The organism is Streptomyces showdoensis, from assembly GCF_039535475.1.
Lineage (GTDB): Bacteria > Actinomycetota > Actinomycetes > Streptomycetales > Streptomycetaceae > Streptomyces > Streptomyces showdoensis.
The window spans coordinates 20,801-45,156 of sequence record NZ_BAAAXG010000027.1; the positions used below are offsets into that span (position 1 = coordinate 20,801).

At 74.6% G+C, this 24,356-nt stretch carries 19 protein-coding genes and 1 pseudogene; 13 read left to right on the forward strand and 7 right to left on the reverse strand.

What is annotated here, in order from left to right; translation table 11 throughout:
- Nucleotides 1–431 precede the first annotated feature (431 nt).
- Nucleotides 432–1,553, forward strand: coding sequence for an Rv3169 family protein (locus ABD981_RS32940; RefSeq protein WP_046907424.1), 1,122 nt, complete (start codon nt 432–434; stop codon nt 1,551–1,553).
- A 15-nt stretch (nt 1,554–1,568) separates the two neighbouring features.
- A complete protein-coding gene (locus ABD981_RS32945; RefSeq protein ID WP_046907423.1) occupies nt 1,569–2,678 on the forward strand; it encodes a phosphotransferase family protein in 1,110 nt (369 codons plus the stop codon).
- 3 nt (nt 2,679–2,681) lie between these two features.
- Here the strand turns inward: ABD981_RS32945 and ABD981_RS32950 are convergent, their stop codons facing one another.
- Nucleotides 2,682–3,062, reverse strand: coding sequence for a hypothetical protein (locus ABD981_RS32950; RefSeq protein ID WP_046907422.1), 381 nt, complete (start codon nt 3,060–3,062; stop codon nt 2,682–2,684).
- Between the two features lie 223 nt (nt 3,063–3,285).
- Between ABD981_RS32950 and ABD981_RS32955 the strand changes: the two genes are divergently transcribed.
- From ABD981_RS32955 to fxsA, 4 genes are all read left to right on the forward strand, one after another.
- On the forward strand, nt 3,286–3,726 hold the full coding sequence (locus tag ABD981_RS32955; protein ID WP_046907421.1) for an Lrp/AsnC family transcriptional regulator: 441 nt from the start codon (nt 3,286–3,288) through the stop codon (nt 3,724–3,726).
- Nucleotides 3,727–3,840: 114 nt separating this feature from the next.
- A complete protein-coding gene (locus ABD981_RS32960; RefSeq protein WP_046907420.1) occupies nt 3,841–5,451 on the forward strand; it encodes an amidohydrolase in 1,611 nt (536 codons plus the stop codon).
- Between the two features lie 402 nt (nt 5,452–5,853).
- On the forward strand, nt 5,854–6,633 hold the full coding sequence (locus ABD981_RS32965; RefSeq protein WP_046907419.1) for a polyprenol monophosphomannose synthase: 780 nt from the start codon (nt 5,854–5,856) through the stop codon (nt 6,631–6,633).
- A gap of 47 nt (nt 6,634–6,680) precedes the next feature.
- Nucleotides 6,681–7,274, forward strand: coding sequence for an FxsA family membrane protein (gene fxsA / locus ABD981_RS32970; protein ID WP_046907418.1), 594 nt, complete (start codon nt 6,681–6,683; stop codon nt 7,272–7,274).
- 200 nt (nt 7,275–7,474) lie between these two features.
- On the opposite strand, the gene ABD981_RS32975 is transcribed toward fxsA, so the two are convergent.
- The 4 genes from ABD981_RS32975 to yczE all read right to left on the reverse strand — a co-directional run bounded on the left by ABD981_RS32975 (nt 7,475) and on the right by yczE (nt 11,053).
- Nucleotides 7,475–7,849, reverse strand: a complete 375-nt coding sequence (locus ABD981_RS32975) for an RNA polymerase-binding protein RbpA (RefSeq protein ID WP_015032218.1) — start codon at nt 7,847–7,849, stop codon at nt 7,475–7,477.
- Between the two features lie 255 nt (nt 7,850–8,104).
- Nucleotides 8,105–9,529: an MFS transporter gene (locus ABD981_RS32980; protein ID WP_046907417.1), complete on the reverse strand. Its 1,425-nt coding sequence runs from the start codon at nt 9,527–9,529 to the stop codon at nt 8,105–8,107.
- A gap of 49 nt (nt 9,530–9,578) precedes the next feature.
- Complete coding sequence (locus ABD981_RS32985; protein ID WP_046907416.1) at nt 9,579–10,343, reverse strand: glycerophosphodiester phosphodiesterase family protein; 765 nt, start codon at nt 10,341–10,343, stop codon at nt 9,579–9,581.
- 17 nt (nt 10,344–10,360) lie between these two features.
- Nucleotides 10,361–11,053, reverse strand: coding sequence for a membrane protein YczE (yczE, locus tag ABD981_RS32990; protein WP_046907415.1), 693 nt, complete (start codon nt 11,051–11,053; stop codon nt 10,361–10,363).
- A 114-nt stretch (nt 11,054–11,167) separates the two neighbouring features.
- On the opposite strand from yczE, the pseudogene ABD981_RS32995 reads away from it, so the two are divergent.
- Nucleotides 11,168–12,669 (forward strand): annotated as a pseudogene (locus ABD981_RS32995) (SCO1417 family PLP biosynthesis transcription factor).
- A gap of 75 nt (nt 12,670–12,744) precedes the next feature.
- Here ABD981_RS32995 and ABD981_RS33000 read toward each other — a convergent pair.
- Nucleotides 12,745–14,382, reverse strand: coding sequence for a membrane protein (locus tag ABD981_RS33000; RefSeq protein ID WP_046907413.1), 1,638 nt, complete (start codon nt 14,380–14,382; stop codon nt 12,745–12,747).
- A gap of 37 nt (nt 14,383–14,419) precedes the next feature.
- Nucleotides 14,420–14,614 carry a hypothetical protein gene (locus tag ABD981_RS33005; protein ID WP_046907412.1) on the reverse strand — a complete coding sequence of 65 codons (195 nt, stop codon included), beginning with the start codon at nt 14,612–14,614 and terminating at the stop codon, nt 14,420–14,422.
- A gap of 294 nt (nt 14,615–14,908) precedes the next feature.
- Between ABD981_RS33005 and ABD981_RS33010 the strand changes: the two genes are divergently transcribed.
- From ABD981_RS33010 to ABD981_RS33035, 6 genes are all read left to right on the forward strand, one after another.
- Nucleotides 14,909–15,307 (forward strand): ankyrin repeat domain-containing protein, encoded by a 399-nt coding sequence (locus ABD981_RS33010; protein ID WP_046907411.1) that lies wholly within the window; start codon nt 14,909–14,911, stop codon nt 15,305–15,307.
- A gap of 242 nt (nt 15,308–15,549) precedes the next feature.
- A complete protein-coding gene (locus ABD981_RS33015; RefSeq protein ID WP_046907410.1) occupies nt 15,550–16,971 on the forward strand; it encodes a hypothetical protein in 1,422 nt (473 codons plus the stop codon).
- A 137-nt stretch (nt 16,972–17,108) separates the two neighbouring features.
- Entirely contained in the window at nt 17,109–18,242 is a 1,134-nt protein-coding gene (locus tag ABD981_RS33020; protein ID WP_046907409.1) for a glycosyltransferase family 4 protein, read from the forward strand.
- A 230-nt stretch (nt 18,243–18,472) separates the two neighbouring features.
- Nucleotides 18,473–19,633 (forward strand): glycosyltransferase, encoded by a 1,161-nt coding sequence (locus tag ABD981_RS33025; RefSeq protein WP_205628153.1) that lies wholly within the window; start codon nt 18,473–18,475, stop codon nt 19,631–19,633.
- Nucleotides 19,630–20,754, forward strand: coding sequence for an SGNH/GDSL hydrolase family protein (locus ABD981_RS33030; RefSeq protein ID WP_123954405.1), 1,125 nt, complete (start codon nt 19,630–19,632; stop codon nt 20,752–20,754). Before ABD981_RS33025 ends, ABD981_RS33030 begins: the two co-directional genes overlap by 4 nt.
- Nucleotides 20,751–24,344, forward strand: coding sequence for a hydantoinase B/oxoprolinase family protein (locus ABD981_RS33035; protein WP_046907408.1), 3,594 nt, complete (start codon nt 20,751–20,753; stop codon nt 24,342–24,344). Before ABD981_RS33030 ends, ABD981_RS33035 begins: the two co-directional genes overlap by 4 nt.
- Nucleotides 24,345–24,356 lie beyond the last annotated feature (12 nt).

Sequence of the window (24,356 nt, forward strand, 5' to 3'; positions counted from 1 at the left end):
CCGGTCCCGCGGCGAGCCGGGTCCACTCCTGGTCGCGGTGGCCCGGGAGGGTCCGGCCGTGGCTGGCCCAGAGGTCGAGCACCGCCTGGTAGATGGGCGGGTCCGCGGGGTGCGGCGGAGGCACCGGGTGCGGCACGGGCACGGGCGCGGTCGACGGTGCCGGAGCCGGGTGTGGAACCGGGTGCGGAACCGCGTGCTGAACCGATTCTTCAAAGTGCGGCTCGGACTGGCGGTGCCGGCCGTATCCGCTGGGTGTCGTATACAGCGTGGTCATGCCGGGACCAACGCCCCGGCCGTGCCGGCGGTCACCGCCGGGTCGTGGCGAGCGGGAGTTCGAAAGGTCCCCGGGCGTCTCGGCGGTGCACGGCTCTGGTCCCCGGCGCGGTTTCTGACGTACCGTCAATTCCCGCTCGCCGCCCAGGAGGTAACACGTGTCAGACGACCGGCCCGTCGCGCTCGACGAGTACCCCGTGCACCAGGCGCCGCTCTCCATGAAGCACCACGTCAGCGGTGACCGGAACGTCTACGACCGGTGCATCTTCCACGTCTTCGACCACGAGGGCCGCGCCCTGCTCATCGCCGGCCTCGGCGTCTACCCCAACACCGGGGTCGTCGACGCCTACGCGACCCTGCGCACCGGCGACCGGCTGCACGCGGTCCGCGCCTCCGACGCCCTCGGCGACGACCGGATGGACCTCTCCGTCGGCCCGCTCCGGATCACCGTCGACGCACCGCTGCGCCGGCTGACCCTGCACTGCGCGCCCGACCCGGACGACCCCGAGGGGCTCTCCTTCGACCTCACCTGGACCGGGGACTTCCCCGCCGTCTGGGAGCCCCACCACACCCAGCGCCGCGGCGACCGGCTCACCCTGGAGGGCCGCCGCTTCGTGCAGGCGGGCCACGCCACCGGCACCATCCGCGCGGGCGGCGAGGAGTTCGCCGTCACCGCGGGGGAGTGGACCGGCACCCGGGACCGCAGCTGGGGCGTGCGTCCGCTGCCCGGCGAGGAGCCCGGCCGCGCCGACGAGTTCCGCCCCGAAGGGTTCCACTGGCTCTGGATACCCATGCGCTTCGAGGACCGCTTCCTCATGGTCATCGCCCAGGAGGACGCCGACGGCTACCGCACCCTGAACGAGGCCCTGCTGGTGCGGAACGGGCGGCGTGACACCCAGCTCGGCTGGCCGCGCACCGAGATCACCTACCGCCCCGGCACCCGCGACCCCGAGCGGGCCGTCGTCCACCTCGCCGACCCGGCCGGCAAGCCGCTGGAGATCGGCGTCGAGATCCTCGCCTCCTCCCCGCTCGCCGTCGGCGCCGGGTACCCGCCCGCCACCGACTGGCAGCACGGCAGCTGGCAGGGCCGGAACTGGACGGACCGGCGCGTCTACGACCTCTCCGACCCGACGGCCCACCCCATGGCCGCGTACGGGGTCACCGACCACGCCGCCCGCTTCACCCTCGACGGGCACACCGGGTACGGCATCTTCGAGCACGGCTCCTTCGGCCGCCACGACCCGAGCGGCTTCGCCGACTTCACCGCCACCGCCCGCTGAGCCCCGAGGAGTGCCATGGCCACCGCGCCCCGCCCCCGCACCACCACCCGGGACCCCGAGGAGCTGGGCCGGCGGCTGACCGCCTGGCTCGACGGGCGGCTCCCCGGCGCCCGCGTCCACGAGCTGGCCGTGCCCGGCTCCAACGGCATGTCCAGCGAGACCCTGCTCTTCGACCTCGACCACCCCGACGCCCCGGTCCGCCGCTGCGCCCTCCGGCTCGCCGCCGACCCGGCCGCGTACACCGTCTTCCCCGTCTACGACATGGCCCGCCAGCACCGGGTGATGAGCCTCGTCGGCGAGCACACCGACGTCCCCGTGCCGAAGGTGCTCTGGCTGGAGGAGGACCCCGGCCCGCTGGGCGCGCCCTTCTTCGTCATGGCCCGCGCCGAGGGCCGCGTCCCGCCGGACGTCATGCCCTACACGTACGAGGGGAACTGGCTGCACGCGGCCGACGACGCCGAACGGGAGCTCCTGGAGGCGGAGTCGGTCGCCGTCATCGCCCGGCTGCACGAGCAGTTCCCCGCCGAGGAGGCCGCGTTCCTGCTCCCGGACGGCGCCGGCAGCCCGCTGCGCCGCCATGTCGACGCCCAGCGGGCCTACTACGCCTGGGTGGTGGAGGGGCTCGCCCCCTCGCCGCTGATCGAGTCGGCCTTCGACTGGCTGGAGGCGCACTGGCCCGCCGACGAGGGCCCGGCCGTCCTCAACTGGGGCGACGCCCGCATCGGCAACATCGTCTACGACGGCTTCAGGCCCGCCGCCGTGCTCGACTGGGAGATGGCGGCGTGCGCCCCGCGCGAGGTCGACCTGGGCTGGACGGTCTACCTGCACCGCTTCTTCCAGGACCTGACGGTGAGCTTCGGCCAGCCGGGACTCCCCGGCTTCCTGCGCCGCGAGGACATCGAACGGCGCTATGCGCGGCTCACCGGGCACACCCCGCGCGACATGGAGTTCCACACCCTCTACGCGGCGCTGCGGCACGCGATCGTCATGCTCAGGATCGCGTACCGGCAGGCGCACTTCGGCGAGGTGGAGCTGCCCGCGGACGCCAAGGGCGCGCGGAACGCGGACAGCCTGATCCTGCACCACGCCACGCTCGCGGCGATGGTGCAGGGACGCTACTGGTGAGGCTCAGGCGGCGCGGCGCAGCTGCGAGGGCTTGATCGGACGCGAGCCCGGTCCGCCGACGTGCGAGAAGGGCTGCGTCCGCCAGTCGAGACCCTGGGGGAGCGTCAGGAGCAGGGCGGTGTCCTGCTCCTGCACCTCCAGCGTCTCGTCCGCGGGACGGGCGTCGGCGGCGGGCAGGCCCGTGCCGGAGCAGACCGTGAGCACGAAGGGGTTCCACGGCGTCGGGCACAGCGCGTGCTCCGGCAGGACGTCCTCGTCGGCGAGCAGCGCGATGGGCTGGACGCAGTCCGGGCAGATCACCCGGTACATCTCAAAGGTGTCGTACGTGTCGAGCTCGTCGGACGTGTCGACGGACGTGTCGACGGAATCAACAGGCTCCTGCATGGAGATCTCCCCCTCGGACGGGTCGGCCGGATCTGAGTGGCCTCGACCACAGCAACCAATTCCCATACGGTCCGCCGCATAACCGTGAGGTCACGCCCGAGCCCCGCCAAAACCTGTGGCGTTCGTCACATGCCCGTCGCAGGTGCCCCGTGGATGCCCATAGTCAGGCATAAGGGCAGGCCCCCGCTGTGCCCCGGCCCCTTCGGGGCAATAGGGTCACCGCATGGAGGAGCTGGATCGTCAGATCGTCGAGTTGCTCGTCAAGGACGGGCGCATGAGCTACACCGACCTGGGCAAGGCCACGGGCCTGTCCACCTCGGCCGTACATCAGCGCGTCCGCCGCCTCGAGCAGCGCGGAGTCATCCGGGGCTATGCCGCGGTCGTCGACCCGGAGGCCGTCGGCCTGCCGCTGACCGCCTTCATCTCGGTGAAACCCTTCGACCCCAGCGCCCCCGACGACACCCCCGACCGGCTCGCCGACATCCCCGAGATCGAGGCCTGCCACAGCGTCGCGGGGGAGGAGAACTACATCCTCAAGGTCCGCGTCGCCACCCCGCTGGAGCTGGAGCACCTGCTCGGCCGGATCCGCTCCCAGGCGCACGTCTCCAGCCGCACCACCGTCGTCCTCTCCACCCCGTACGAGTCCCGCCCGCCGCGCGTCTGAGCCCGGCCGCCGGGCGTCCCCGGCGCGGTCCGGCGGGCGGCGGCCGGATTCCGGCCCCCGCCGGACCCGAACCCGCTGGTAACGACGGCGTCCGCGACGGCCTAGCCTGGTCGCATGAGTGCGTACGAACACCGCACCGTGCTGCTGCGCGGTGGAGAAGTCCACAGCCCCGCCGACCCCTTCGCCACCGCCATGGTGGTGGAGCGCGGGCACATCGCCTGGGTGGGCTCGGAAGGCGCCGCCGACGCCTTCGCCTCCGGCGTGGACGAGGTGATCGACCTCGAAGGCGCGCTGGTCACCCCGGCGTTCGTCGACGCGCACGTGCACACCACGGCCACCGGTCTCGCCCTCACCGGCCTCGACCTGTCCGCCGCCGCCTCGCTCGCCGAGGCGGCGGAGCGGATCCGCGCCTACGCCGAGGCCCGGCCCGGCGACCGCATCCTCATCGGCCACGGCTGGGACGCCGCCCGCTGGCCGGAGCGCCGCCCGCTCACCCGCGACGAGCTGGACGCGCTCACCGGCGGCCGCCCGCTGTACCTGACCCGGATCGACGTGCACTCGGCGGTCGTCACCACCGCCCTGCTCGACCTGGTGCCCGGCATCCGCGGGCTGACCGGCTTCCACGACGGGCAGCCGCTCACCGGCGACGCCCACCACGCCGTCCGCGCCGCCGCCTACGCCGCCCTCTCCCCGCTGCAGCGGACCGAGGCCCAGCGCGCCGCCCGCCGGCACGCGGCCTCGCTCGGCATCGGCACCCTGCACGAGTGCGGCGGCCCCGAGATCTCCTCCGAGGACGACTTCACCGGCCTGATGGACCTCGCCCGCAGCGAGCCCGGCCCCCGGATCGTCGGCTACTGGGCCGACCTCGACATCGAGCGGGCCCGCGCCCTCGGCGCCCTCGGCGCGGCCGGCGACCTCTTCGCCGACGGCTCCCTCGGCTCGCACACCGCCTGCCTCCACCAGCCCTACGCCGACCGGTCCGGCGCCGGGGTCGCGCACCTGGACGCGGACACCGTCGCCGCCCACGTGGTGGCCTGCACCGAGGCCGGGCTCCAGGCCGGGTTCCACGCCATCGGCGACGCCGCCGTCGACGCGGTCGTCGAGGGCGTCCGGGCCGCCTCCGAGAAGCTCGGCCTCGCCCGGATCCGCTCCGCCCGGCACCGCGTCGAGCACGCCGAGATGCTCACCCCCGAGTCCGTCGCGGCCTTCGCCGAGCTGGGCCTGACCGCCTCCGTGCAGCCGGCCTTCGACGCGTACTGGGGCGGCGACGAGGGCATGTACGCCGACCGCCTCGGCGTGGAGCGGGCCCGCACCCTCAACCCGTACGCCGCCCTGCTGCGCGCGGGCGTGCCGCTGGCCTTCGGCTCGGACAGCCCGGTCACCCCGCTCGACCCGTGGGGGACCGTCCGCGCGGCCGCCTTCCACCGGACCCCCGAGCACCGGATCTCGGTCCGGGCCGCCTTCACGGCGCACACCCGGGGCGGCTGGCGCGCGGTCGGCCGGGACGACGCCGGCACGCTGGTGCCCGGCGCGCCCGCCGACTACGCGATCTGGCGGACCGGCGAGCTGGTGGTGCAGGCGCCGGACGACCGGGTGGCCCGCTGGTCGACCGATCCGCGCTCCGGGACGCCCGGTCTGCCCGACCTGTCCCCCGGCCGCGAGCTTCCCGTCTGCCTGCGGACCGTCGTGTTCGGACAAACGGTGTTCGTACGACCGAACGAGTGACGTAGGGACATTTCGAGCCGTCGCTCGAAAGCGGCCGGCTTCGCCCTCGACCTGCGGATCTTCGCGGCCCACCTGCGTGAACGGTTCATCGCCGCAGGTCAAACGGGTGTTGACAGCCGACGGTCACGGGCCGGTAGGTTCGGCACGTCCACCAAGGACGTCCGACCGGTTTCAAACCTCCACGCAGGCACCGAACGCCGCCCGCGCCTCGGGGGCGAGGGAAGGTTTTTCCGGCGGAGGGTGCGACCCGGGTGGGGCCCCGGCGTTCAGTAGACAACGGCCTCGGTCGACCCGCAGCCAGCGGGTCCCGGGTCGGCCCGAAGGACGCCGGGCCCCGATCCCGTCCCCGGTGCGCGGGGCTCGCTATGGTGGTGTCTCGCGTATGTATCCGAAGGGGCAGTAGTGAACGACGGTGGCCAGAGGCGTTACGGCCCGCTCGGCAAGGCCTTGGTGATCATTCCGACCTACAACGAGGCGGAGAACATCAAGCCGATCGTCGCGCGGGTGCGGGAGTCCGTACCCGAGGCGCACGTCCTCGTCGCCGACGACAACAGCCCCGACGGCACGGGCAAGTTCGCCGACGAGATCGCCTCCGAGGACGATCACGTCCACGTCCTGCACCGCAAGGGCAAGGAGGGGCTCGGCGCGGCCTACCTCGCGGGCTTCCGCTGGGGCATCGAGCACGGCTACGACGTCCTCGTCGAGATGGACGCCGACGGCTCCCACCAGCCCGAGGAGCTGCCCCGGCTGCTCACCGCCCTCAAGGGCGCGGACCTGGTGCTCGGCTCCCGCTGGGTGCCCGGCGGCCGGATCGTGAACTGGCCGAAGTCCCGCGAGTTCATCTCCCGCGGCGGCAGCCTCTACTCGCGCGTCATGCTCGACGTGCCGATCCGCGACGTCACCGGCGGCTACCGGGCCTTCCGCAAGGAGACCCTGGAGGGCCTCGGCCTCGACGACGTCGCCTCGGCCGGCTACTGCTTCCAGGTCGACCTGGCCCGCCGCGCGGTCGCCGCCGGCTTCCACGTCGTGGAGGTCCCCATCACCTTCGTCGAGCGCGAGGTCGGCGACTCCAAGATGAGCCGGAACATCGTCGTCGAGGCGCTGTGGCGGGTCACCGGCTGGGGTCTGAGCGCCCGCGCGCAGAAGGTCGGCAAGCTGCTCGGCCGCGGCTCCGCGAGCTGATCTCTCCTTTACGACGTTCCTGCGGGCCGCCAGGCACACTGGGGAGCATGACGACCGGCGCAACGCCTCCCCTCGCCCCCAAGCGCTCCCGAGCGCGTACGTTCCTCCCCCTGGCCGTCGCCGCCTGGCTGGTCCTGGAGATCTGGCTGCTGACGCTGGTCGCGAACGCGGCCGGCGGCCTCACCGTCCTCCTCCTGCTCGTCGGCGGCGCCGTGCTCGGCGCCACCGTGATCAAGCGCGCCGGCCGGCGCGCCTTCGCCAACCTCACCGGCACCTTCCAGAAGGCCCAGGAAGCGGCCCGCACGGGTGCGGTGCCCACGGAGGCCGACCGGATCGGCGCCGAGGACCGCAACGGCTTCCTGATGCTCGGCGGCCTGCTCCTGATGATCCCCGGGCTGCTCTCCGACGCCGTCGGACTGCTGCTGCTGATCCCGCCGGTGCGCTCGGCGCTGGGGCGGTACGCGGAGAAGGCCGTGGAGCGCCGGATGAGCGCCGCTCCGCAGGGAAGCCTCCAGGACGCCTTCCAGCAGGCCCGCATCCACCGGCCAGACGGAAAGGTCGTCCAGGGTCAGGTCATCCGCGAGGACGCGCCCCAGGGGCCGCGCGAGCCCCAGGCGCCCCGTCCGCCGCTGATGCCGTGACGCGAGCGGCGAGACGCCGCTGACGCGAACAAGCCGTGAGGCCGGTCCCGTACGGGACCGGCCTCACGGCTTGTTCGCTGCTGGTGCGGGACCGCCGGGCTCGGGTAGGGGAACGCCGAGGGGCCCGGTACACGATGCGTGTACCGGGCCCCTCGGCGTATCTCTCGGGCCGTGCGGCCCTCAGGCCGTGCGGCCGTCCGTCAGGCGGACTTGCGGCTGTCGCGCGGATGCACGGCGATGTTCATGGCGCCGGACCGAAGAACCGCCAGCCGCTCGGCCAGCACCTCCTCGAGCTCCTCGCGGGTGCGCCGCTCCATGAGCATGTCCCAGTGCGTACGCGCCGGCTTGCCCTTCTTTTCCTCGGGGCCGTCCCCGTCAACCAGGAGTGCCTGGATCCCGCAGACCTTGCACTCCCACTCCGGCGGAATCTCCGCCTCGACCGAGAAGGGCATCTCGAAACGATGCCCCTTCTCGCATGCGTACTCCACCGCCTGGCGCGGGGCCAGATCGATGCCGCGGTCGGTCTCGTAGCTGGTCACCACGAGGCGCGTGCCGCGAAGAGCTCGCTCACTCATGAATCGTGCCTCCCGGGCTTGTCGCCCACAGGACAGGTGTCGCTGTCGTCGTCATCCGGTCAACGTCCGGTCGGCGGTAAAGATTCCCGTTCCGGGTCATGCGTCGCCCGTCGTGCCGCCCCTTGTTCTACCCACCAGTGCCCGTTTTGTCACATCTGGCAGGAGATGTCACTCAACGTCTTCACCAAGTCAGCACGCAGTAACGGTCCGCCTGGCAGGCCAAAGGCGTACACTACCGGCCTTTCACTTCCGCGTCTAAATCCGGTCCGGAACGGGGTTGCCCGCGGCGGCCACGGCCTGCCGAACCGGGACCCTCGCGAGGAGCACGAAGCCGACGGCGAAGAAGATCACCAGGGAGATGATGGCATCCCGGTAGCTTCCGGTCACCTGATACGCGAGACCGAACACCAATGGCCCCAGCCAGCTCAGTCCGCGGTCGCTCATCTCGTACGCCGAGAAGTACTCCGCCTCCTTGCCGCGCGGCACCAGATGGGAGAAGAGCGAGCGGGAGAGCGCCTGGCTGCCGCCCAGGACCAGGCCGATCGCCGCCGCCAGACAGTAGAAGAACACCGGCGCGTCGGCCGGCAGGAAGTACCCCGCCGCCAGGATGCCGGTCCACACGGCCAGCGACGCGAGGATCGTCCGCTTCGCCCCGTACGAACGGGCCATCCGGCCCATCCCGAGCGCCCCCGCGACGGCCAGCACCTGCACCAGCAGCACCGCCGTGATCAGCGTCGTCTGGTCGAGGCCCAGCTCCTCCGAGCCGTACACCGAGGCCTGCGAGATCACGGTCTGCACGCCGTCGTTGTAGATCAGGTACGCGAGCAGGAAGGAGAGCGTCAGCGGATGGCGGCGCATGTCCCGCAGGGTGGCCCGCAACTGCTTCCAGCCGCTGCCGACGGCGCCCTCCGCCCCGTGGCCGGCCGGGGCGGCCAGGTCGGTACGGCGGTCGCGCAGGCGCCGCAGCGGCACCAGCGTGAAGGCGCCCCACCACAGCCCCGCCGAGGCGAGGCAGATCCGCACCGCGTCGCCCTCGGAGAGGCCGAAGGAGTCGTGGCCGGTGTAGACGACCAGGTTCAGCACGAGGACCAGCGCCCCCGAGGTGTAGCCGAAGGCCCAGCCGCGCGAGGAGACCGTGTCCCGCTCCTCGGGCTCGGCGATCTGCGGCAGATACGCGTTGTAGAGCACCATCGACACCGACAGCGAGGCGTTCGCCACGATCAGCAGGAACGCGCCCAGCAGGTAGCGCTCGCCCTCCAGGAAGAACATCCCGGTGGTGGCCGTGGCCCCCACGTACGCCGCCGCCGCGAGCAGCGGCTTCTTCCGGCCCGTGCGGTCCGCCATCGCGCCCACCAGGGGCATCGCGAGCACCGCGACGACGATCGAGGCGGACACGGCGTACGCGAAGAGGGAGCCGGCCCGCACGGGTATGCCCAGCGGGTGCACGAACCCCTCCGGGTCCGCCGCCGCCTTGGCCACCGAGGTCAGGTACGGCCCCAGGAACACCGTCAGCACGCTGGTCGAGTAGACCGAGCAGGCGAAGTCGTAGAAGTACCAGCCGCGCTGCTCGCGCCTGCGCTCGGCAGGGCTCGCCGGACCCTCCGGGCCGGCCGGGCTGTCCGGACCGGCCGGATCGGCGCCGTGGCCGTCCGGGCGGCCGGTGTTGTCGACGTCGGTCAAGGCCGCGCCCCCTCGTTCGTCCCCGAGTTCCCCGTGGTGGTACGCGCGCTCAGACCCACAGTCCGCGGTCGGTCAGGACACCGCGCAGCGTCTCCAGATGATCGGTCATGATGCCATCCACGCCAAGGTCCAGGAGGGCGTGCATCCGCTCGGGTTCGTTGATCGTCCACACGTGCACCTGGATCCCCCGGGCGTGCGCCTCGCGCACGAAGCGCCGGTCCACCACCGGGACGCCCGCCTGCCGCTCCGGCACCTGGGCCGCGACGGCGCCCGCGCGCAGCGCCGCCGGGATGCCCAGGGAGCGCAGCCGGAGGCCGAGGATCCCCTTCACCCCGTACGAGGTGGCCAGCCGCGGACCGGCGAGCCGCTGGGCCCGGGCGACCCGGCCCTCGGTGAACGAGCCCACGCAGATCCGGTCCCAGGCGCCGGTCCTGGAGATCAGGTCCACCAGCGGCCCCAGGGCGGACTCGGACTTCAGGTCCACGTTCCAGCGCGCTTCGGGGAACTCCTCCAGGAGCTCCTCGAAGAGCGGCAGCGGCTCCTTGCCGGCGACCCGGGCCTCCCGGACCGCCGCCCAGGGCAGGTCCCGGATCCGGCCGCCGGTGTTCGTCACCCGGTCCAGGGTCGGGTCGTGGAAGGCGACCAGGACGCCGTCCGCCGTCGTGTGCACATCGGTCTCGAAGTAGCGGTATCCGGCCGCGGTCGCGCGCCGGAACGCCTCCGCGGTGTTCTCCAGGCCGTCCGCCGTGCCGCCGCGGTGGGCGAAGGGGAGGGGGGCCGGGTGGTCGAGGTAGGGGTGGCGTACGCGAGTCACCGCCGCAGTATGGCGGGTCAGGGTGTCGGGGCGGCGACGGACGTGGGTGCGACATCCGGCACACCGGGGCCGGCGTCCGCCTCGGGGGTCGCCTCCGGGGTCGCCTCGGGGATCGCGAACAGCGGCAGGAAGAACTGCGCCAGCGGGCCGATGCACAGGGCGTAGAGGACCGTGCCGACGCCCACCGAACCGCCGAGGACGAAGCCGGTGGCGACCACGGCTATCTCGATCGCCGTGCGGACCAGCCGGATCGACCGTCCGGTCAGCCGGTGCAGGCCGGTCATCAGGCCGTCGCGCGGACCGGGGCCGAGCCGCGCCGCGATGTAGAGGCCGGTCGCCGCGCCGTTGAGCACGATGCCGAGCACCATGAGGGCGATCCCGGCGGGCAGGCCGTCCACGTCGGGCACGAGGGCGAGCGTGCCGTCCATGGCGAGGCCGACGACGAAGACGTTGGAGACGGTGCCGAGGCCCGGCTTCTGCCGGATCGGGATCCACAGCAGCAGGACGACCGCCCCGACCGCGATGGACACGACCCCGATGGTCAGACCCGTCCTCTCGGCGAGACCCTGGTGGAGGACGCCCCAGGGCTCCAGGCCGAGCCCGCCCCGCACCAGCAGCGCCGAGCTGATCCCGTAGAGCGCGAGACCGGCGTAGAGCTGCGCGAGGCGGCGGGTCAGATGCCGGCCGCGGAGGCCGGAGGCGATGGACACAGGACTGCCCCCTGAGTGGTGACCTGGGTGGTCATGGTGGACTGGCTCATGACACTCTGTGGCGGGGGAAGACGTGCCAACCATGGCCAATTCGCGGAAGGTGGACTGATTTCCATGGCCCAGTGGACTTCAGCGGTGGGGCCTGCCCAGCTGGCCCGGCAGCTCCAGGCCCAGCAGGCCCGGCCCGCCGTGCCCGGCGCCCGCAAGCCGCCCGCCTACCGCGCCCTCGCCGACGGCATCCGGCTCCTGGTCCTGGAGGGCCGCGTCCCCGGTCGCCGCCCGGCTGCCCGCCGAGCGGGAGCTGGCCCTCGCCCTGACCGTCAGCCGCACCACCGTCGCCGCCGCCTACGAGGCGCTGCGCACCGAGGGCTTCCTGGAGTCGCGGCGCGGCGCCGGCAGCTGGACCGCGGTCCCGGCCGGCAACCCGCTGCCGGCCCGCGGGCTCGAACCGCTGCCCCCGGAGTCGCTCGGTTCCATGATCGACCTGGGCTGCGCGGCACTGCCCGCGCCCGAGCCCTGGCTCACCCGGGGCATCCAGGGCGCCCTGGAGGAGCTGCCGCCGTACGCGCACACCCACGGCGACTACCCGGCCGGACTGCCCGCCCTGCGCCAGATGCTCGCCGACCGGTACACCGAGCGGGGCATCCCGACCATGCCCGAACAGATCATGGTCACCACCGGTGCCATGGGCGCCATCGACGCCATCTGCCACCTCTTCGCGGGCCGCGGCGAGCGGATCGCGGTGGAGTCCCCCCTCCTACGCCAACATCCTCCAGCTGATGCGGGAGGCCGGCGCCCGGCTGGTCCCCGTCGCCATGGCCGAGGGGCTCGCCGGCTGGGACCTGGGCCGCTGGCGCCAGGTGCTGCGGGACGCGGCGCCCCGGCTCGCGTACGTCGTCGCCGACTTCCACAACCCCACCGGAGCCCTCGCCGACGAGGACCAGCGCCGCCAGCTCGTGGAGGCGGCCCGCTCGGCCGGCACGGTGCTCGTGGTCGACGAGACCATGACCGAGCTCTTCCTGGACGACGACGTGGCGATGCCGCGGCGGGTCTGCGCCTTCGACCCGGCCGGGGCCACGGTGCTGACCGTCGGCTCGGCGAGCAAGGCGTTCTGGGCGGGCATGCGGATCGGCTGGGTGCGCGCCGCGCCGGACGTGATCCGCTCCCTGGTCGCCGCCCGCGCCTACGCGGACCTCGGCACCCCGGTCCTGGAGCAGCTCGGCGTCAACTGGCTGATGCGCACCGGCGGCTGGGAGGAGGCCGTCGGCCTGCGCAGGGCCCAGGCCAGGGAGAACCGCGACGCCCTGGTGACGGCCGTGCGCAGGGAGCTGCCGGACTGGGAGTTCGAGGTGCCCCGCGGCGGCCTGACGCTGTGGGTGCGCACCGGCGGTCTGTCGGGCTCGCGCCTCGCGGAGGTCGGCGAGCGGGTGGGCGTCCGGGTGCCGTCCGGGCCGCGCTTCGGGGTGGACGGCGCCTTCGAGGGGTACGTACGGCTCCCGTTCACGGTCGGCGGCCCGGTCGCCGACGAGGCCGCCGCCCGCCTGGCCGCCGCCGCCCGCCTGGTGGAGTCCGGCGCCGGGGCCGGCGTCGAGGCGCCGAGGTCCTTCGTGGCCTGAGCCGGGCCCGTACGCGGGAGGGCGGCCGCACCTTCACCGGTGCGGCCGCCCTCTTTCGCGTACGGGATGCGGGGCTCAGCCCTCCGCGGGCACCGGGGCGGACAGCGCCGCGGTGCCGGGCTCCTTGCGGAGGGTCGGCGCCGTGTCGGCGTCGACGTCGGGGTCGGGCGCGGAACCGGGGGCCGGGGCGATCGTCGCCATGGTGGCCGTCTGCCGCTCGGGCAGCAGCTCCAGGACCGCCTGGCGGTGCGCCTCGCTCGTGGCGTCGTCGAAGGGGTCCGGCGTGGCCGGCACCTGGAGGCGCAGCACCGGCGCGGTGCCGAGACGGGCGTAGCCGCGGCCGGGCGGGACGTCGGGGACCGGCGTGGTGTGCGGCGGGCCGCCCAGGACCGAGGCGATCTGCTCCGGGGAGGCCGGGCCGAGCACGACCCGGGCCCGGGTGTGGCCGCGTACCGTCTCGCCGAGGACGTCCAGGCTGTCGAACTGCTCGGCCACCACGACGGTGACCTGCGCCGCGCGGCCGTGCCGCAGCGGAACCTGGAGCAGGTCCTGCGGGTCGGGGCGGCCGTCGGCGGCGGCCAGGTGGCCCAGCACGCTCGGCCGGTCGAGCAGGATCCACAGCGGGCGACGGGTGTCCTCGGGCGCCGGGTGGCCCGCCTGGCGGGCCCGGTTCGCGGCGATCAGCCGCCGCTCGGTCTCGTGCGCCGCCCACTCCAGGCTCGCCAGGGCGCCGGAGAGCCCGCACTCGACGGCGAGCACCCCGGCCCGGCCTACGAGACAGGCGAACTCGCCGGTGCCGCCGCCCTCGACGATCAGCACGTCGCCGTGGGGGAGGGCCTGGAGCGCGATCGAGCGCAGCAGCGAGGTGGTGCCGCTGCCGGGCTGTCCGACGGCCAGCAGGTGCGGCTCGGTGGAGCGGGGGCCGGTGCGCCAGACGACGGCCGGGGCGTCCTCGGTGCCGTCGGCGGCCCGCACCGGCACGGTCCGCTGCACGGCGTCGGCGTCGGTGAAGCCGAGCACCGTCTCGCCGGGCACGGTGACGAAGTGCTGGGCGGCGATGGTGGTGGGGAGCGCGTCGAGCACGTGCATCGTCAGCCGGTTGCCCTCCTCGTCCCAGTCGAAGAGGTACTCGCGGCCGCGTCCCGACTTGGCGTGCAGCAGCTGCTCGATGCGGGCGCGGGCGGCGGGCTCGCCGTCGGTGAAGTACGGGGGGTAGGCGATGCGCAGCCGGGTGGGCCGGCCGTCCTCGTCGAAGGCGTAGTCCGAGAAGGCGCCGCTCCAGTCCCCGCCGTGGGCGAAGAGGGGTTCGGGGTCGTCCGGGAGCGAGAGGTAGGGCACCAGGGCCTCGTAGAGGCCCTTGAGCCGGGCGACCTCGGCGTCGTCGGGCCCGGTCTTGACGACCGGGCGCTCCCGCCCCTGCCAGGCGGCCGCGCCCATCACCCCGACGAGGGCGAACAGCGGGCCGTACGGCATGAAGGCGACGACCAGGACGCAGGCCGCGACCAGGAACAGCGTAGGACCGCGCCGCTCCTTGGGGGTCGCGGCCCACTTGGCGCGCGCGGTCGCGGCCAGCTTCCGCAGACCACGCGAGATGGTGATCAGCGGATGGAGCACGTCGGTGGCGCTGTCGGCGGCCGTGCGCGCGATCTCTCGGCTGCGAGCGATCTGGGCGCTGCCGCTGCTCAGAATGCGGGGGAGTGGTCGCCGGGCCACGTCGTACTCCTGGAGTGGTGGAAGGGGCGGAGGGGCGTCAGAACTTGATCCCGCCCAGAAGGCTGGCGAGGCTCTGTCCGCCCGCGGTGATGCTCGGGGCGATGGCGGTGCCCGCGAGGTAGAACCCGAAGAGGGCGCTGACGAGGGCGTGCGACGCCTTCATGCCGTCCTTCTTGAAGAACAGGAAGCAGATGATGCCGAGCAGGACGACGCCCGAAATGGACAGGATCATGAGGTGTTCTCCTGGTTGAGGGGACAGTCACCATCAGTCCTTCCAGGTTCACAGCAAGTATCTATATGACTAAAGGTGCATATGGGTGAATTGCTGACGTTTTCACTTGACCGGCGTAGAACCGGCCCTTCTTCGGGTGGCGAAAAGTCCGGAGCGCGCTAAAAGGGAGCGCGTTGCGAGTGATCTTTGCCTCGGTGGGGCGCGGTCATGTCCCCGACCGGGCAGTACCCTGTCGATTCACTCGTACGGCCTCACGCGCCGTGCGCAGGCCGAGCACGAGAGGTAGGCGTCACCATGAGCGAGAGCCAGGCCCCGGACCCCGAGGTCGTCGAGCTGGCTTCCAAGGTCTTCGACCTGGCCCGCACCGGCGACGCGGCGGCCCTCGCCGCCTACGTCGACGCGGGGGTCCCGGCGAACCTCACCAACGAGAAGGGCGACTCGCTCGTCATGCTCGCCGCCTACCACGGGCACGCCGACGCGGTCGCCGTCCTCCTGGAGCGCGGTGCCGACGCCGACCGCGCCAACGACCGCGGCCAGACCCCGCTCGCCGGTGCCGTCTTCAAGGGCGAGGACGGCGTCGTGCGCGCCCTGCTGGCCGGCGGGGCGAATCCGCAGGCCGGGACTCCGTCCGCCGTGGACACCGCGCGCATGTTCGGCAAGGCCGAACTCCTGGAGCTGTTCGGAGCCGGGTGAACATCGGCTGAACCCCAGGTGAGAGCAGCGTCGTAAATGTGGTCGCGGTGGCGAAATGGGTGGGTCATCATGACGTCGGGCCCGCAGGGGGCCACCGACGAGAGGCAGAGGAAGATGGTCACTGGCAAGCGCAGGACGACGGGCGGCCCGACATGTTGCCGCACGGCCTAGGCGATCAGCCTGACCCGGTTCATCCCGGATTCCCCCCGGTCGTGTCGACAGCTTGATGTGAGGCGTCTTCCATGTTCGATCCAGTCATAGCGCCGAGCGGCACCCTGCTCGGCCTGTTGCAGAGGGGCCGCGGCGACGGCACCCTGCACGCGCTCGCAGCGCCACGTGCCGAGGCCCTCGCGGCCCTCAACGGCTGTGTTCTCGACGACCCCCGCCACGACTGGCAGGTCGAGAACCGCTCCCTCTACTACGCACGTCTCTACCTGGACCTCCACGGAGGTCTGGAGGAGATCGAGGCGCACCTCTTCGGTGCCGAGGACCACCTCGACACCGAGGAGGGCAGGACCGGGCTCGCGCTCGCCGTCCTCGGGCACCTCGCCTCCTACGGACGCCGGGACGCCCTGGTGCTCCTGCGGCGCTACGCCGCCACGGGCACCAACTGGGCCTGGGCCCTGGACGAGCTCGCGCTGCGCGACGACGACGCCGGGCTGCGCTCCCTCGCCGTGCCCGTGCTCGCCCGCTTCCCGGCCGACGCCGAGGGCGAGGCCGAGCTCGCGGCGGCCGTCCGCGACGCCTTCGAACCGCGGCCCTGGCGGCTGTGGGCCGAGGACCCGCGCGCCTCCGTCGGCGCCCGGATCAAGGCCGCCGGCGAACAGGGCTCCTTCGACCGCTGGCAGCGCCAGCTCCGCCCCACCGGGCCCCGGCCCGGCTGGAGCGTCCAGGCCGTCCTCGACTGGGCCCAGGAGGGCCTGGAGCGCGGCGCCGAGCTGCACGGGCCGGCCGCCCGCTGCCTGGTCGCCGTCGCCGCCCCCGAGGACCGCGAGCTGATCCTCGCCACCGCCCGCAGCGGCCCCGACGGCGCCCGCTGCGCCGCGCTGCACTACCTCGCCGAGTCGCAGGACCCCGCCGTCCTCGACCTCGTCGAGCGCGCCGCCGGCGAGGCCTCCCGCACCGTCGCCGACGCGGCCGTCGCCGCCTTCGAGCGGATGTGCGACGAAGCAGCCGTGGACCGGGCCCGCGGCTGGATCCACCGCCCCGACGCGCTCGGCACGGCCGCGGCCGGCATGCTCGCCTTCCGCGGCGGCACCCAGGACTCCCCCCTCGTCCTCGGCGCCCTCCGCGAGACCGTCCGTGCCCAGGGCCCCGACGCGGCCGCCCTCTATCCGCTCGTCGACGGCGCCGGCCGCCTCGGCATCGGCTGCGCCGCCCCCGTGCTGCGCCACATCTACCGCGAGACGGCCTCCTCCCAACTGCGCGGCCGCACCGCCCGCGCCCTGGCCGCCACCGATCCCACCTTCGCCAACGGCTTCGCCGTCGAATGCCTGTGGGACTGCGAGGAGACCACCCGCGAGCTCGCCGCGCTGCACGCCGAGACGGGCGACGTACGCGTCGCCGAGCGGCTGCGCCGGCTCGCCGCCGATCCCGCGGAGGAGGCCGAGGTCCAGACGGCCGTCCGCAACCGGATAGGGCCGGATCTCGACCTCCAGGTCTGAGCTCCGCACCCCGGGGGTGGCCGCATCCGGCCACCCCCGTCCCCGTGAGGCCCCCCGGGGCAAACGCTCATGGGACGTTCCCCGCCCGTCCAGATCCACTTTGACGGGGACACGCCGAGCGCGACGACAACACCCGTATGCGTGTCGTCATCGTCACCGAGTCCTTCCCGCCCGACGTCAACGGGGTGGCGCACTGCGCCCAGCAGACCGCCCTCCACCTGGCCCGCCGCGGCCACGCCCCCCTCGTCGTCGCCCCCGCCCTCCCCGGCGCCCTCGCGGCCACGGGCCCGGACGACGGCGCGCCCTGCCCCGTGGTCCGCGTCCCCTCCCTGCCGCTGCCCGGCTACCCCCAGGTACGGGTCGCCCTGCCCAGCCGCCGGGTCGCCGCCGCCCTCGCCGCGCACCGGGCCGAGATCGTGCACCTGGCCGGCCCCTTCGTCCTCGGCGCGCGCGGCATGACGGCCGCCGCCCGGCTCGGGCTCCCCGCGGTCGCCGTCTACCAGACCGACCTCGCCGGATATGCCCGTACGTACGTGGGCGCGGGCGAGTCCGCCGCCTGGCGCAGGCTCCGCGCGGTGCACGGCGCCGCCGACCGCACCCTCGCGCCCTCCACCGCCGCCGTACGGGACCTGGAGGCGCACGGCATCGGCCGGATCCGGCTGTGGCGGCGCGGGGTCGACACGGAGCGGTTCCGGCCCGGGCTGCGCGACGAGGCGCTGCGCCGCGCGCTCGCGCCCGGCGGCGAGACCCTCGTCGGGTACGTGGGGCGCCTCGCCCCCGAGAAGCGCGTCGACCTCCTCGCCGGGGTCTGCGCGCTGCCCGGCGTCCGGCTCGTGGTCGTCGGCGACGGGCCCAGCGAGCCGGCGCTGCGGGCCGCGCTGCCCGGAGCCGTCTTCCTCGGCCGCCGCACCGGCGACGACCTGGCCCGGATCTTCGCCTCGCTCGACGTGTTCGCGCACACCGGCCCGTACGAGACCTTCTGCCAGACCGTCCAGGAGGCCATGGCCTCGGGCGTCCCGGTCGTCGCCCCCGCCGTGGGCGGCCCCCTCGACCTGGTGGACCACCGCCGCACCGGCTTCCTCGTCCCGCCCGACGACCCCGACGCGGTGCGCGAGGCCGTCGCCGCGCTCGCCGCCGCACCCGCCCTGCGCAGCGTCTACGGCAGAGCCGGGCGGGCCGCCGTCGAACGGCGCACCTGGGAGGCGGTCGGCGACGAACTGATCGGCCACTACCGGGAGGTGCTGCGCGAGCGGACGGCGGTGGCCGCGTGAGCGGGACGGCGCGCGGCGCCCGCGCGGCGGCGGACGGCGGGACCGGGGGTGGAACGCGGGTGGTGGCCGACGGCGGGAGCGGGCCCGGAGCGCGGGGGGTGGCCGACGGCGGGAGCGGGGGTGGAGCGCGGGTGGTGGCCGACGGCGGGAGCGGGGGCGGAGCGCGGGTGGTGGCCGACGGCGGGGCCGCGACGGGTGTCGGCGCCGTGGACGGCGCGGGCTGCTCCGCCGTGCGGGGCGACCCGGGACGGGCGCTGCGGATCGTCCGGCTCGCCAACTTCGTCACCCCGGCCTCCGGCGGCCTGCGGACCGCACTCGACCGGCTCGGCCGCGGCTACGCCGCCGCCGGGCACGAACCCGTCCTCGTGGTCCCCGGCGAGGCGGCGAGCGACCGGGAGACCGCCCAGGGCCGGGTCATCACCCTGCCCGGGCCCGTGGTCCCGGGCACCGGCGGCTACCGGGTGCTCGCCGACCGGCCCCGGCTGCGCCGGCTCCTCGACGGGCTCGCCCCCGACCGCCTGGAGGTCTCCGACCGGACCACCCTGCGCTGGACGGGGGAGTGGGCGCGCCGGGCCAGGGTGCCGTCCGTCATGGTCTCCCACGAGACCGCCGACGGGGTGCTGCGCACCTGGGGCGTCCCCGAGGCGGCCGCCGTCCGCGCGGCCGACCGGCTCAACCGCCGCACCGCCTGGGCCTACTCCCGGATCGTGTGCACCACCGAGTGGGCCGAGCGGGAGTTCGTCCGGATCGGGGCCCGCAACGTCGTCCGCGCCCCGCTCGGCGTCGACCTGGACCGCTGCCGGCCCGGCCGCCGCAGCGCCGTCCTGCGGGCCCGGTACGCGGGCGGCGAGCGGGTGCTGCTGGTGATGTGCTCCCGGCTCTCCGTCGAGAAGCGGCCCGGCACGGCCCTGGACGCCCTCGCCGCACTGCGTGCCCTGGGCGTGCCCGCCGTCCTCGTCGTCGCGGGGGACGGGCCCCTGCGGGCCGCCCTGGAGCGCCGCGCCCGGGAACGGCGCCTCCCGGCGCGGTTCCTCGGCCACGTCGCCGACCGCGAGGCCCTCGCCGACCTCCAGGCGGCGGCGGACGTGTGCCTGGCCCCCGGCCCGGCCGAGACCTTCGGGCTCTCGGCCCTGGAGGCCCTCGCCTGCGGCACCCCCGTCGTCTGCAGCGCCTCCTCCGCCCTGCCCGAGGTCGTCGCCGACGCGGGTGCCTGCGCCGCCGACGAGCCCGCCGCCTTCGCCCGCGCGGTGCGCACGGTCCTGGCCCTCCCCGAGGGGACGCGGCGGGCGACGGCCCGCGCCCGCGCGGAGCTCTTCTCCTGGGACCGCGCGACCGCCGCCTTCCTGGCCGCCCACGACGCCGCCGCCGTCCGCCGGGAGACGCCGAGATGACCACGCTCGCGGGCCCGGACGCCGGAGCGGCCCAGGACCCCGGAGGCGGGCCCCGGGTGGGCGGGGCTGACGGGACGGTTCCCCGCGCGGGCGCGGCCGACCGGACCGTTCCCCGGGTGGGTGGGGCCGACGGAACGGCCCCCCGCGCGGGCGGGGTCCAGGTGTCCGGCGCCGGGCGGGGGCCGGTCCGGTTCGTCGTCCTCGGGGACTCGCTCAGCGAGGGCGTCGGCGACCGGGTCGGCGGGCGCTGGCGGGGCTGGGCCGCGCTGCTCGCCGAGGGACTGCGGGCCGACACCGGGACGGCCGCCTTCACGAACCTGGCGGAGAGCGGGGCGCAGAGCCGCGAGGTCGCCGAACGGCAGCTGCCCGCGGCGCTCGCCCTGGAGCCGCAGCTCGCCTCCGTCGTCGTCGGCGTCAACGACACCCTGCGCCGCACCTTCGACATCGAGCGCCTCGCCCGCCGCCTCGACCGGGTCTGCGCCGACCTGACCGCCGCCGGCGCCGTCCTGCTCACCGCCTGCCTCCCGGACCCCGGGCGCATGCTCGGCCTGCCCGCGCCGCTCGCCCGCCCGCTGGCCCGGCGGCAGCGGTCCGTGAACGCCGTCGTCCACGCGCTCTCCGCCCGCTACGGCGCCGTCCACCTGCACCTGGACGCACCCGCCTGGACCACGGACCGCTCCCTGTGGAGCGCCGACCGGCTGCACCCGGGGGAGCGCGGTCACCGCGCCATCGCCGCCGCCTTCCACCGGCTGCTGCGCGACCGGGGCCTCGCCGACGGGACGCCGCCGTCGCCCGAGCCGGAGCAGCCGCCGCCCGGCCGCGCGGACGCGGCGCTCTGGTTCGCCACCGCCGGGACCGCCTGGGTCCTGCGCCGCTGCCACGACCTGCTGCCCCAGCTGCTCCTGCTCGCCGCCGCCGAACTGGGACACGCGGCCACCGGGACCCGCGCCCGGCTCGACGCCCGCGCGGCGCTCGCCCTCTCCGCGGCCCTGTCCGCGGCTCCGCCGGGCGAGGACCGGCACGAGGCCGCGTCCGAGGCCCTGTCCGCGGCTCCGTCCGAGGCCCCCGCCACCGCGTCGGGCGCCCCCGGGGGCACTCACCCGGCCACAATGGGGCCATGACCGGAGGCTGGGAGTTCTGGATCGACCGGGGCGGCACCTTCACCGACGTCGTGGGCCGGCGTCCGGACGGCCGGATCGTCACCCGCAAGCTCCTCTCGCACGACCCGGCCCGCAGCCACGACGCCGCCGTCGCGGGCATCCGGCTCCTCCTCGGCCTGGGCCCCGAGGAGCCCGTCCCCGCCGACCGGATCGACGTCGTCAAGATGGGCACCACCGTCGCCACCAACGCCCTCCTGGAGCGCCGCGGCGAACCCACCGTCCTCCTGATCACGGCCGGCTTCCGCGACGCCCTGCGCATCGCCTACCAGGACCGCCCCCGCCTCTTCGACCGCCACATCGTGCTGCCCGAGGCGGTCTACGCGCGCGTGATCGAGGTCCCCGAACGCGTCGACGCCCGGGGCGGGGTGGTCCGTCCGCTCGACGAGGACGCCGTCCGCGCGGAGCTCGCCGCCGCCCATGGCGAGGGACTGCGCTCCGCCGCCGTCGTCCTCCTCCACGGCTACCGGTACACCGCACACGAGACCCGCGTCGCCGCCCTCGCCCGTGCCGCCGGGTTCACCCAGGTCAGCAGCTCCCACGAGGTCAGTCCCCTCATCAAACTCGTGCCCCGCGGGGACACCACCGTCGTCGACGCCTACCTCTCGCCGATCCTGCGCCGGTACGTCGACGAGGTCGCCCGCGAACTCGCCGGGATCCGCGTCATGTTCATGCAGTCCAACGGGGGCCTGCGCGAGGCCGCCCACTTCCGCGGCAAGGACGCCGTCCTGTCCGGCCCGGCCGGCGGCGTCGTCGGCATGGCCCGCACCTCGGCGCAGGCCGGACTCGACCGGGTCATCGGCTTCGACATGGGCGGCACCTCCACCGATGTGTCGCACTACGCCGGCGAGTTCGAGCGCGAGCTGGGCACCCAGGTCGCGGGCGTCCGGATGCGCGCCCCGATGATGAGCATCCACACCGTCGCCGCGGGCGGCGGTTCCGTCCTCCACTACGACGGGCGCCGCTACCGCGTCGGACCCGACTCGGCGGGCGCCGTCCCCGGTCCCGCCTGCTACCGGCGCGGCGGCCCGCTGACCGTCACGGACGCCAACGTGATGCTCGGACGGATCCAGCCGGACCACTTCCCGGCCGTGTTCGGCGAGAGCGGCGACCAGCCGCTCGACACAGAGGTCGTCCGCGCTCGGTTCACGGCCCTCGCCGCCGAGGTGGGCGGCGGCCGCACCCCCGAGCAGGTGGCCGCCGGCTTCCTGGAGATCGCCGTCCTCGGCATGGCCGACGCCGTCAAGAAGATCTCCGTCCAGCGCGGCCACGACGTCACCCGCTACGCCCTCACCTCCTTCGGCGGCGCCGGGGGCCAGCACGCCTGTGCCGTCGCCGACGCGCTGGGCGTCGACACCGTCCTCGTACCGCCCCTGGCCGGCGTCCTCTCCGCGTACGGCATCGGCCTCGCCGACGCCACCGCCATGCGCGAACAGTCCGTCGAGGCCGAGCTGGACGCCCCCGGCACCCTCGACCGCGTCACGGGGCTCTGCGCCGCCCTCGCCGACCGCACCCGCGCCGAACTGCGCGCCGACGGGCTGCCCGACGCCGCCGTCACGACCCGGGCGCGCGTCCTGCTGCGCTACGCGGGCACCGACGCGAGCCTCCCGGTGCCGCTCGCCTCCCCGGAAGCGATGAGAACCGAGTTCGCAGCCGTCCATCGCGCGCGCTACGCCTTCACCATGGACAAGCCGGTCGTCGTCGAGGCCGTCTCCGTGGAGGCCGTCGGCACCGCCGGCCCCCACGGCCCCGTCGTCGTCCCCGAAGGAGCACGGCGGGGGCGGCTCACCCCACGGGCCACCGTCACCACCCACGACGGGGCCGAGCCCGTCCGCACCCCGCTGCACCGCCGCGAGGACCTGCGCCCCGGCGACACCGTCACCGGTCCCGCGATCCTCGCCGAGGCAGACGCCACCACCGTCGTGGACGCCGGCTGGCGGGCCACCGCCGCCGACGGCGGGCACCTCCTCCTGCACCGGGTCACCCCGCGCCCCGCGCGGGTGGCGGTCGGCACCGACGTCGACCCCGTCCTCCTGGAGGTGTTCAACAACCACTTCATGGCCATCGCCGAGCAGATGGGCGTCCGCTTGGAGAACACCGCCCACTCCGTCAACATCAAGGAACGGCTCGACTTCTCCTGCGCCCTCTTCGACCCCGAGGGCAACCTCATCGCCAACGCCCCGCACATCCCGGTCCACCTCGGCTCCATGGGCGAGTCCATCAAGGAGGTCCTGCGCCGCAACCGGGGCTCCCTGCGCCCCGGCGACGTGTACGCGATCAACGACCCGTACCACGGGGGCACCCACCTGCCCGACGTCACGGTCGTCACCCCCGTCTTCGACGACGGCGGCACCGCGCTGCGCTTCCTGGTCGCCTCCCGCGGCCACCACGCCGAGATCGGCGGCATCACCCCCGGCTCCATGCCCGCCTTCAGCCGCACCGTCGACGAGGAGGGCGTCCTCTTCGACAACTGGCTGCTCGTGCGCGACGGGAGACTGCGCGAGGCCGAGACCCGGGCGCTGCTCACCGGCGCCCGCCACCCCTCGCGCGACCCCGACACCAACCTCGCCGACCTGCGCGCCCAGATCGCCGCCAACGAGAAGGGCATCGAGGAACTTCGCGCGACCGTCGCCGAGTTCGGCCTCGACGTCGTCCACGCCTACATGCGGCACGTCCGCGCCAACGCCGAGGAGTCCGTCCGCCGGATCGTCGCCGGTCTGGACGACGGGCGCTGCCGCTACGAGACCGACTCCGGAGCCGTCGTCCAGGTCGCCGTCCGTGTCGACCGGGAACAGCGCCGCGCCGTGATCGACTTCACCGGCACCTCGCCCCAGCTGCCGGGCAACGCCAACGCCCCCACCTCCGTGGTCATGGCCGCCGTCCTCTACGTGTTCCGCACGCTCGTCGACGACGACATCCCGCTCAACAGCGGCTGCCTGGAACCGCTCGACGTCCGCGTCCCGTCCGGCTCCATGCTCGCCCCCGTCCACCCCGCCGCCACCGTCGCCGGGAACGTCGAGACCTCCCAGGCCGTCACCGGCGCCCTGTACGCGGCGCTGGGCGTGCAGGCGGAGGGCTCCGGCACCATGAACAACGTCACCTTCGGCAACGCGCGCGTGCAGTACTACGAGACGGTCGCCAGCGGCTCCGGCGCCGGCGAGGACTTCGACGGGGCCGACGCCGTGCAGACCCACATGACGAACTCCCGGCTGACCGACCCCGAGATCCTGGAGTGGCGCCATCCGGTCCGGGTCGAGGCCTTCGCCGTCCGCGAGGGCAGCGGCGGCCGCGGCCGCCGGCACGGCGGCGACGGAGTGGAGCGCCGCATCCGCTTCCTGGAGCCCATGACGGTCGCCCTGCTCACCGGACACCGGCGCGTCCCGCCCTACGGCATGGCGGGCGGCGAACCCGGCGCCCTCGGCGCCAACACCGTCGAACGCGCCGACGGCACCGTGGACCGCCTCGACGGCGTCGACTCCACCGAGGTCGGCCCCGGCGACGTCCTCGTCGTCCGCACCCCCGGAGGCGGCGGTTACGGCCCGCCGCCCCTGTGAACACGGTTTTCA

Bases quoted from the DNA above. Each gene is read 5' to 3' on its own strand.
- ABD981_RS33020 (WP_046907409.1), top strand. From the start codon at position 17,109: ATGCGTGTCGTCATCGTCACCGAGTCCTTCCCGCCCGACGTCAACGGG.
- ABD981_RS33010 (WP_046907411.1), top strand. From the start codon at position 14,909: ATGAGCGAGAGCCAGGCCCCGGACCCCGAGGTCGTCGAGCTGGCTTCC.
- ABD981_RS33015 (WP_046907410.1), top strand. From the start codon at position 15,550: ATGTTCGATCCAGTCATAGCGCCGAGCGGCACCCTGCTCGGCCTGTTG.
- ABD981_RS32955 (WP_046907421.1), top strand. From the start codon at position 3,286: ATGGAGGAGCTGGATCGTCAGATCGTCGAGTTGCTCGTCAAGGACGGG.
- fxsA (WP_046907418.1), top strand. From the start codon at position 6,681: ATGACGACCGGCGCAACGCCTCCCCTCGCCCCCAAGCGCTCCCGAGCG.
- ABD981_RS32950 (WP_046907422.1), bottom strand. From the start codon at position 3,062: ATGCAGGAGCCTGTTGATTCCGTCGACACGTCCGTCGACACGTCCGAC.
- ABD981_RS32975 (WP_015032218.1), bottom strand. From the start codon at position 7,849: ATGAGTGAGCGAGCTCTTCGCGGCACGCGCCTCGTGGTGACCAGCTAC.
- ABD981_RS32945 (WP_046907423.1), top strand. From the start codon at position 1,569: ATGGCCACCGCGCCCCGCCCCCGCACCACCACCCGGGACCCCGAGGAG.
- ABD981_RS32960 (WP_046907420.1), top strand. From the start codon at position 3,841: ATGAGTGCGTACGAACACCGCACCGTGCTGCTGCGCGGTGGAGAAGTC.
- ABD981_RS33005 (WP_046907412.1), bottom strand. From the start codon at position 14,614: ATGATCCTGTCCATTTCGGGCGTCGTCCTGCTCGGCATCATCTGCTTC.
- ABD981_RS33030 (WP_123954405.1), top strand. From the start codon at position 19,630: ATGACCACGCTCGCGGGCCCGGACGCCGGAGCGGCCCAGGACCCCGGA.
- ABD981_RS33035 (WP_046907408.1), top strand. From the start codon at position 20,751: ATGACCGGAGGCTGGGAGTTCTGGATCGACCGGGGCGGCACCTTCACC.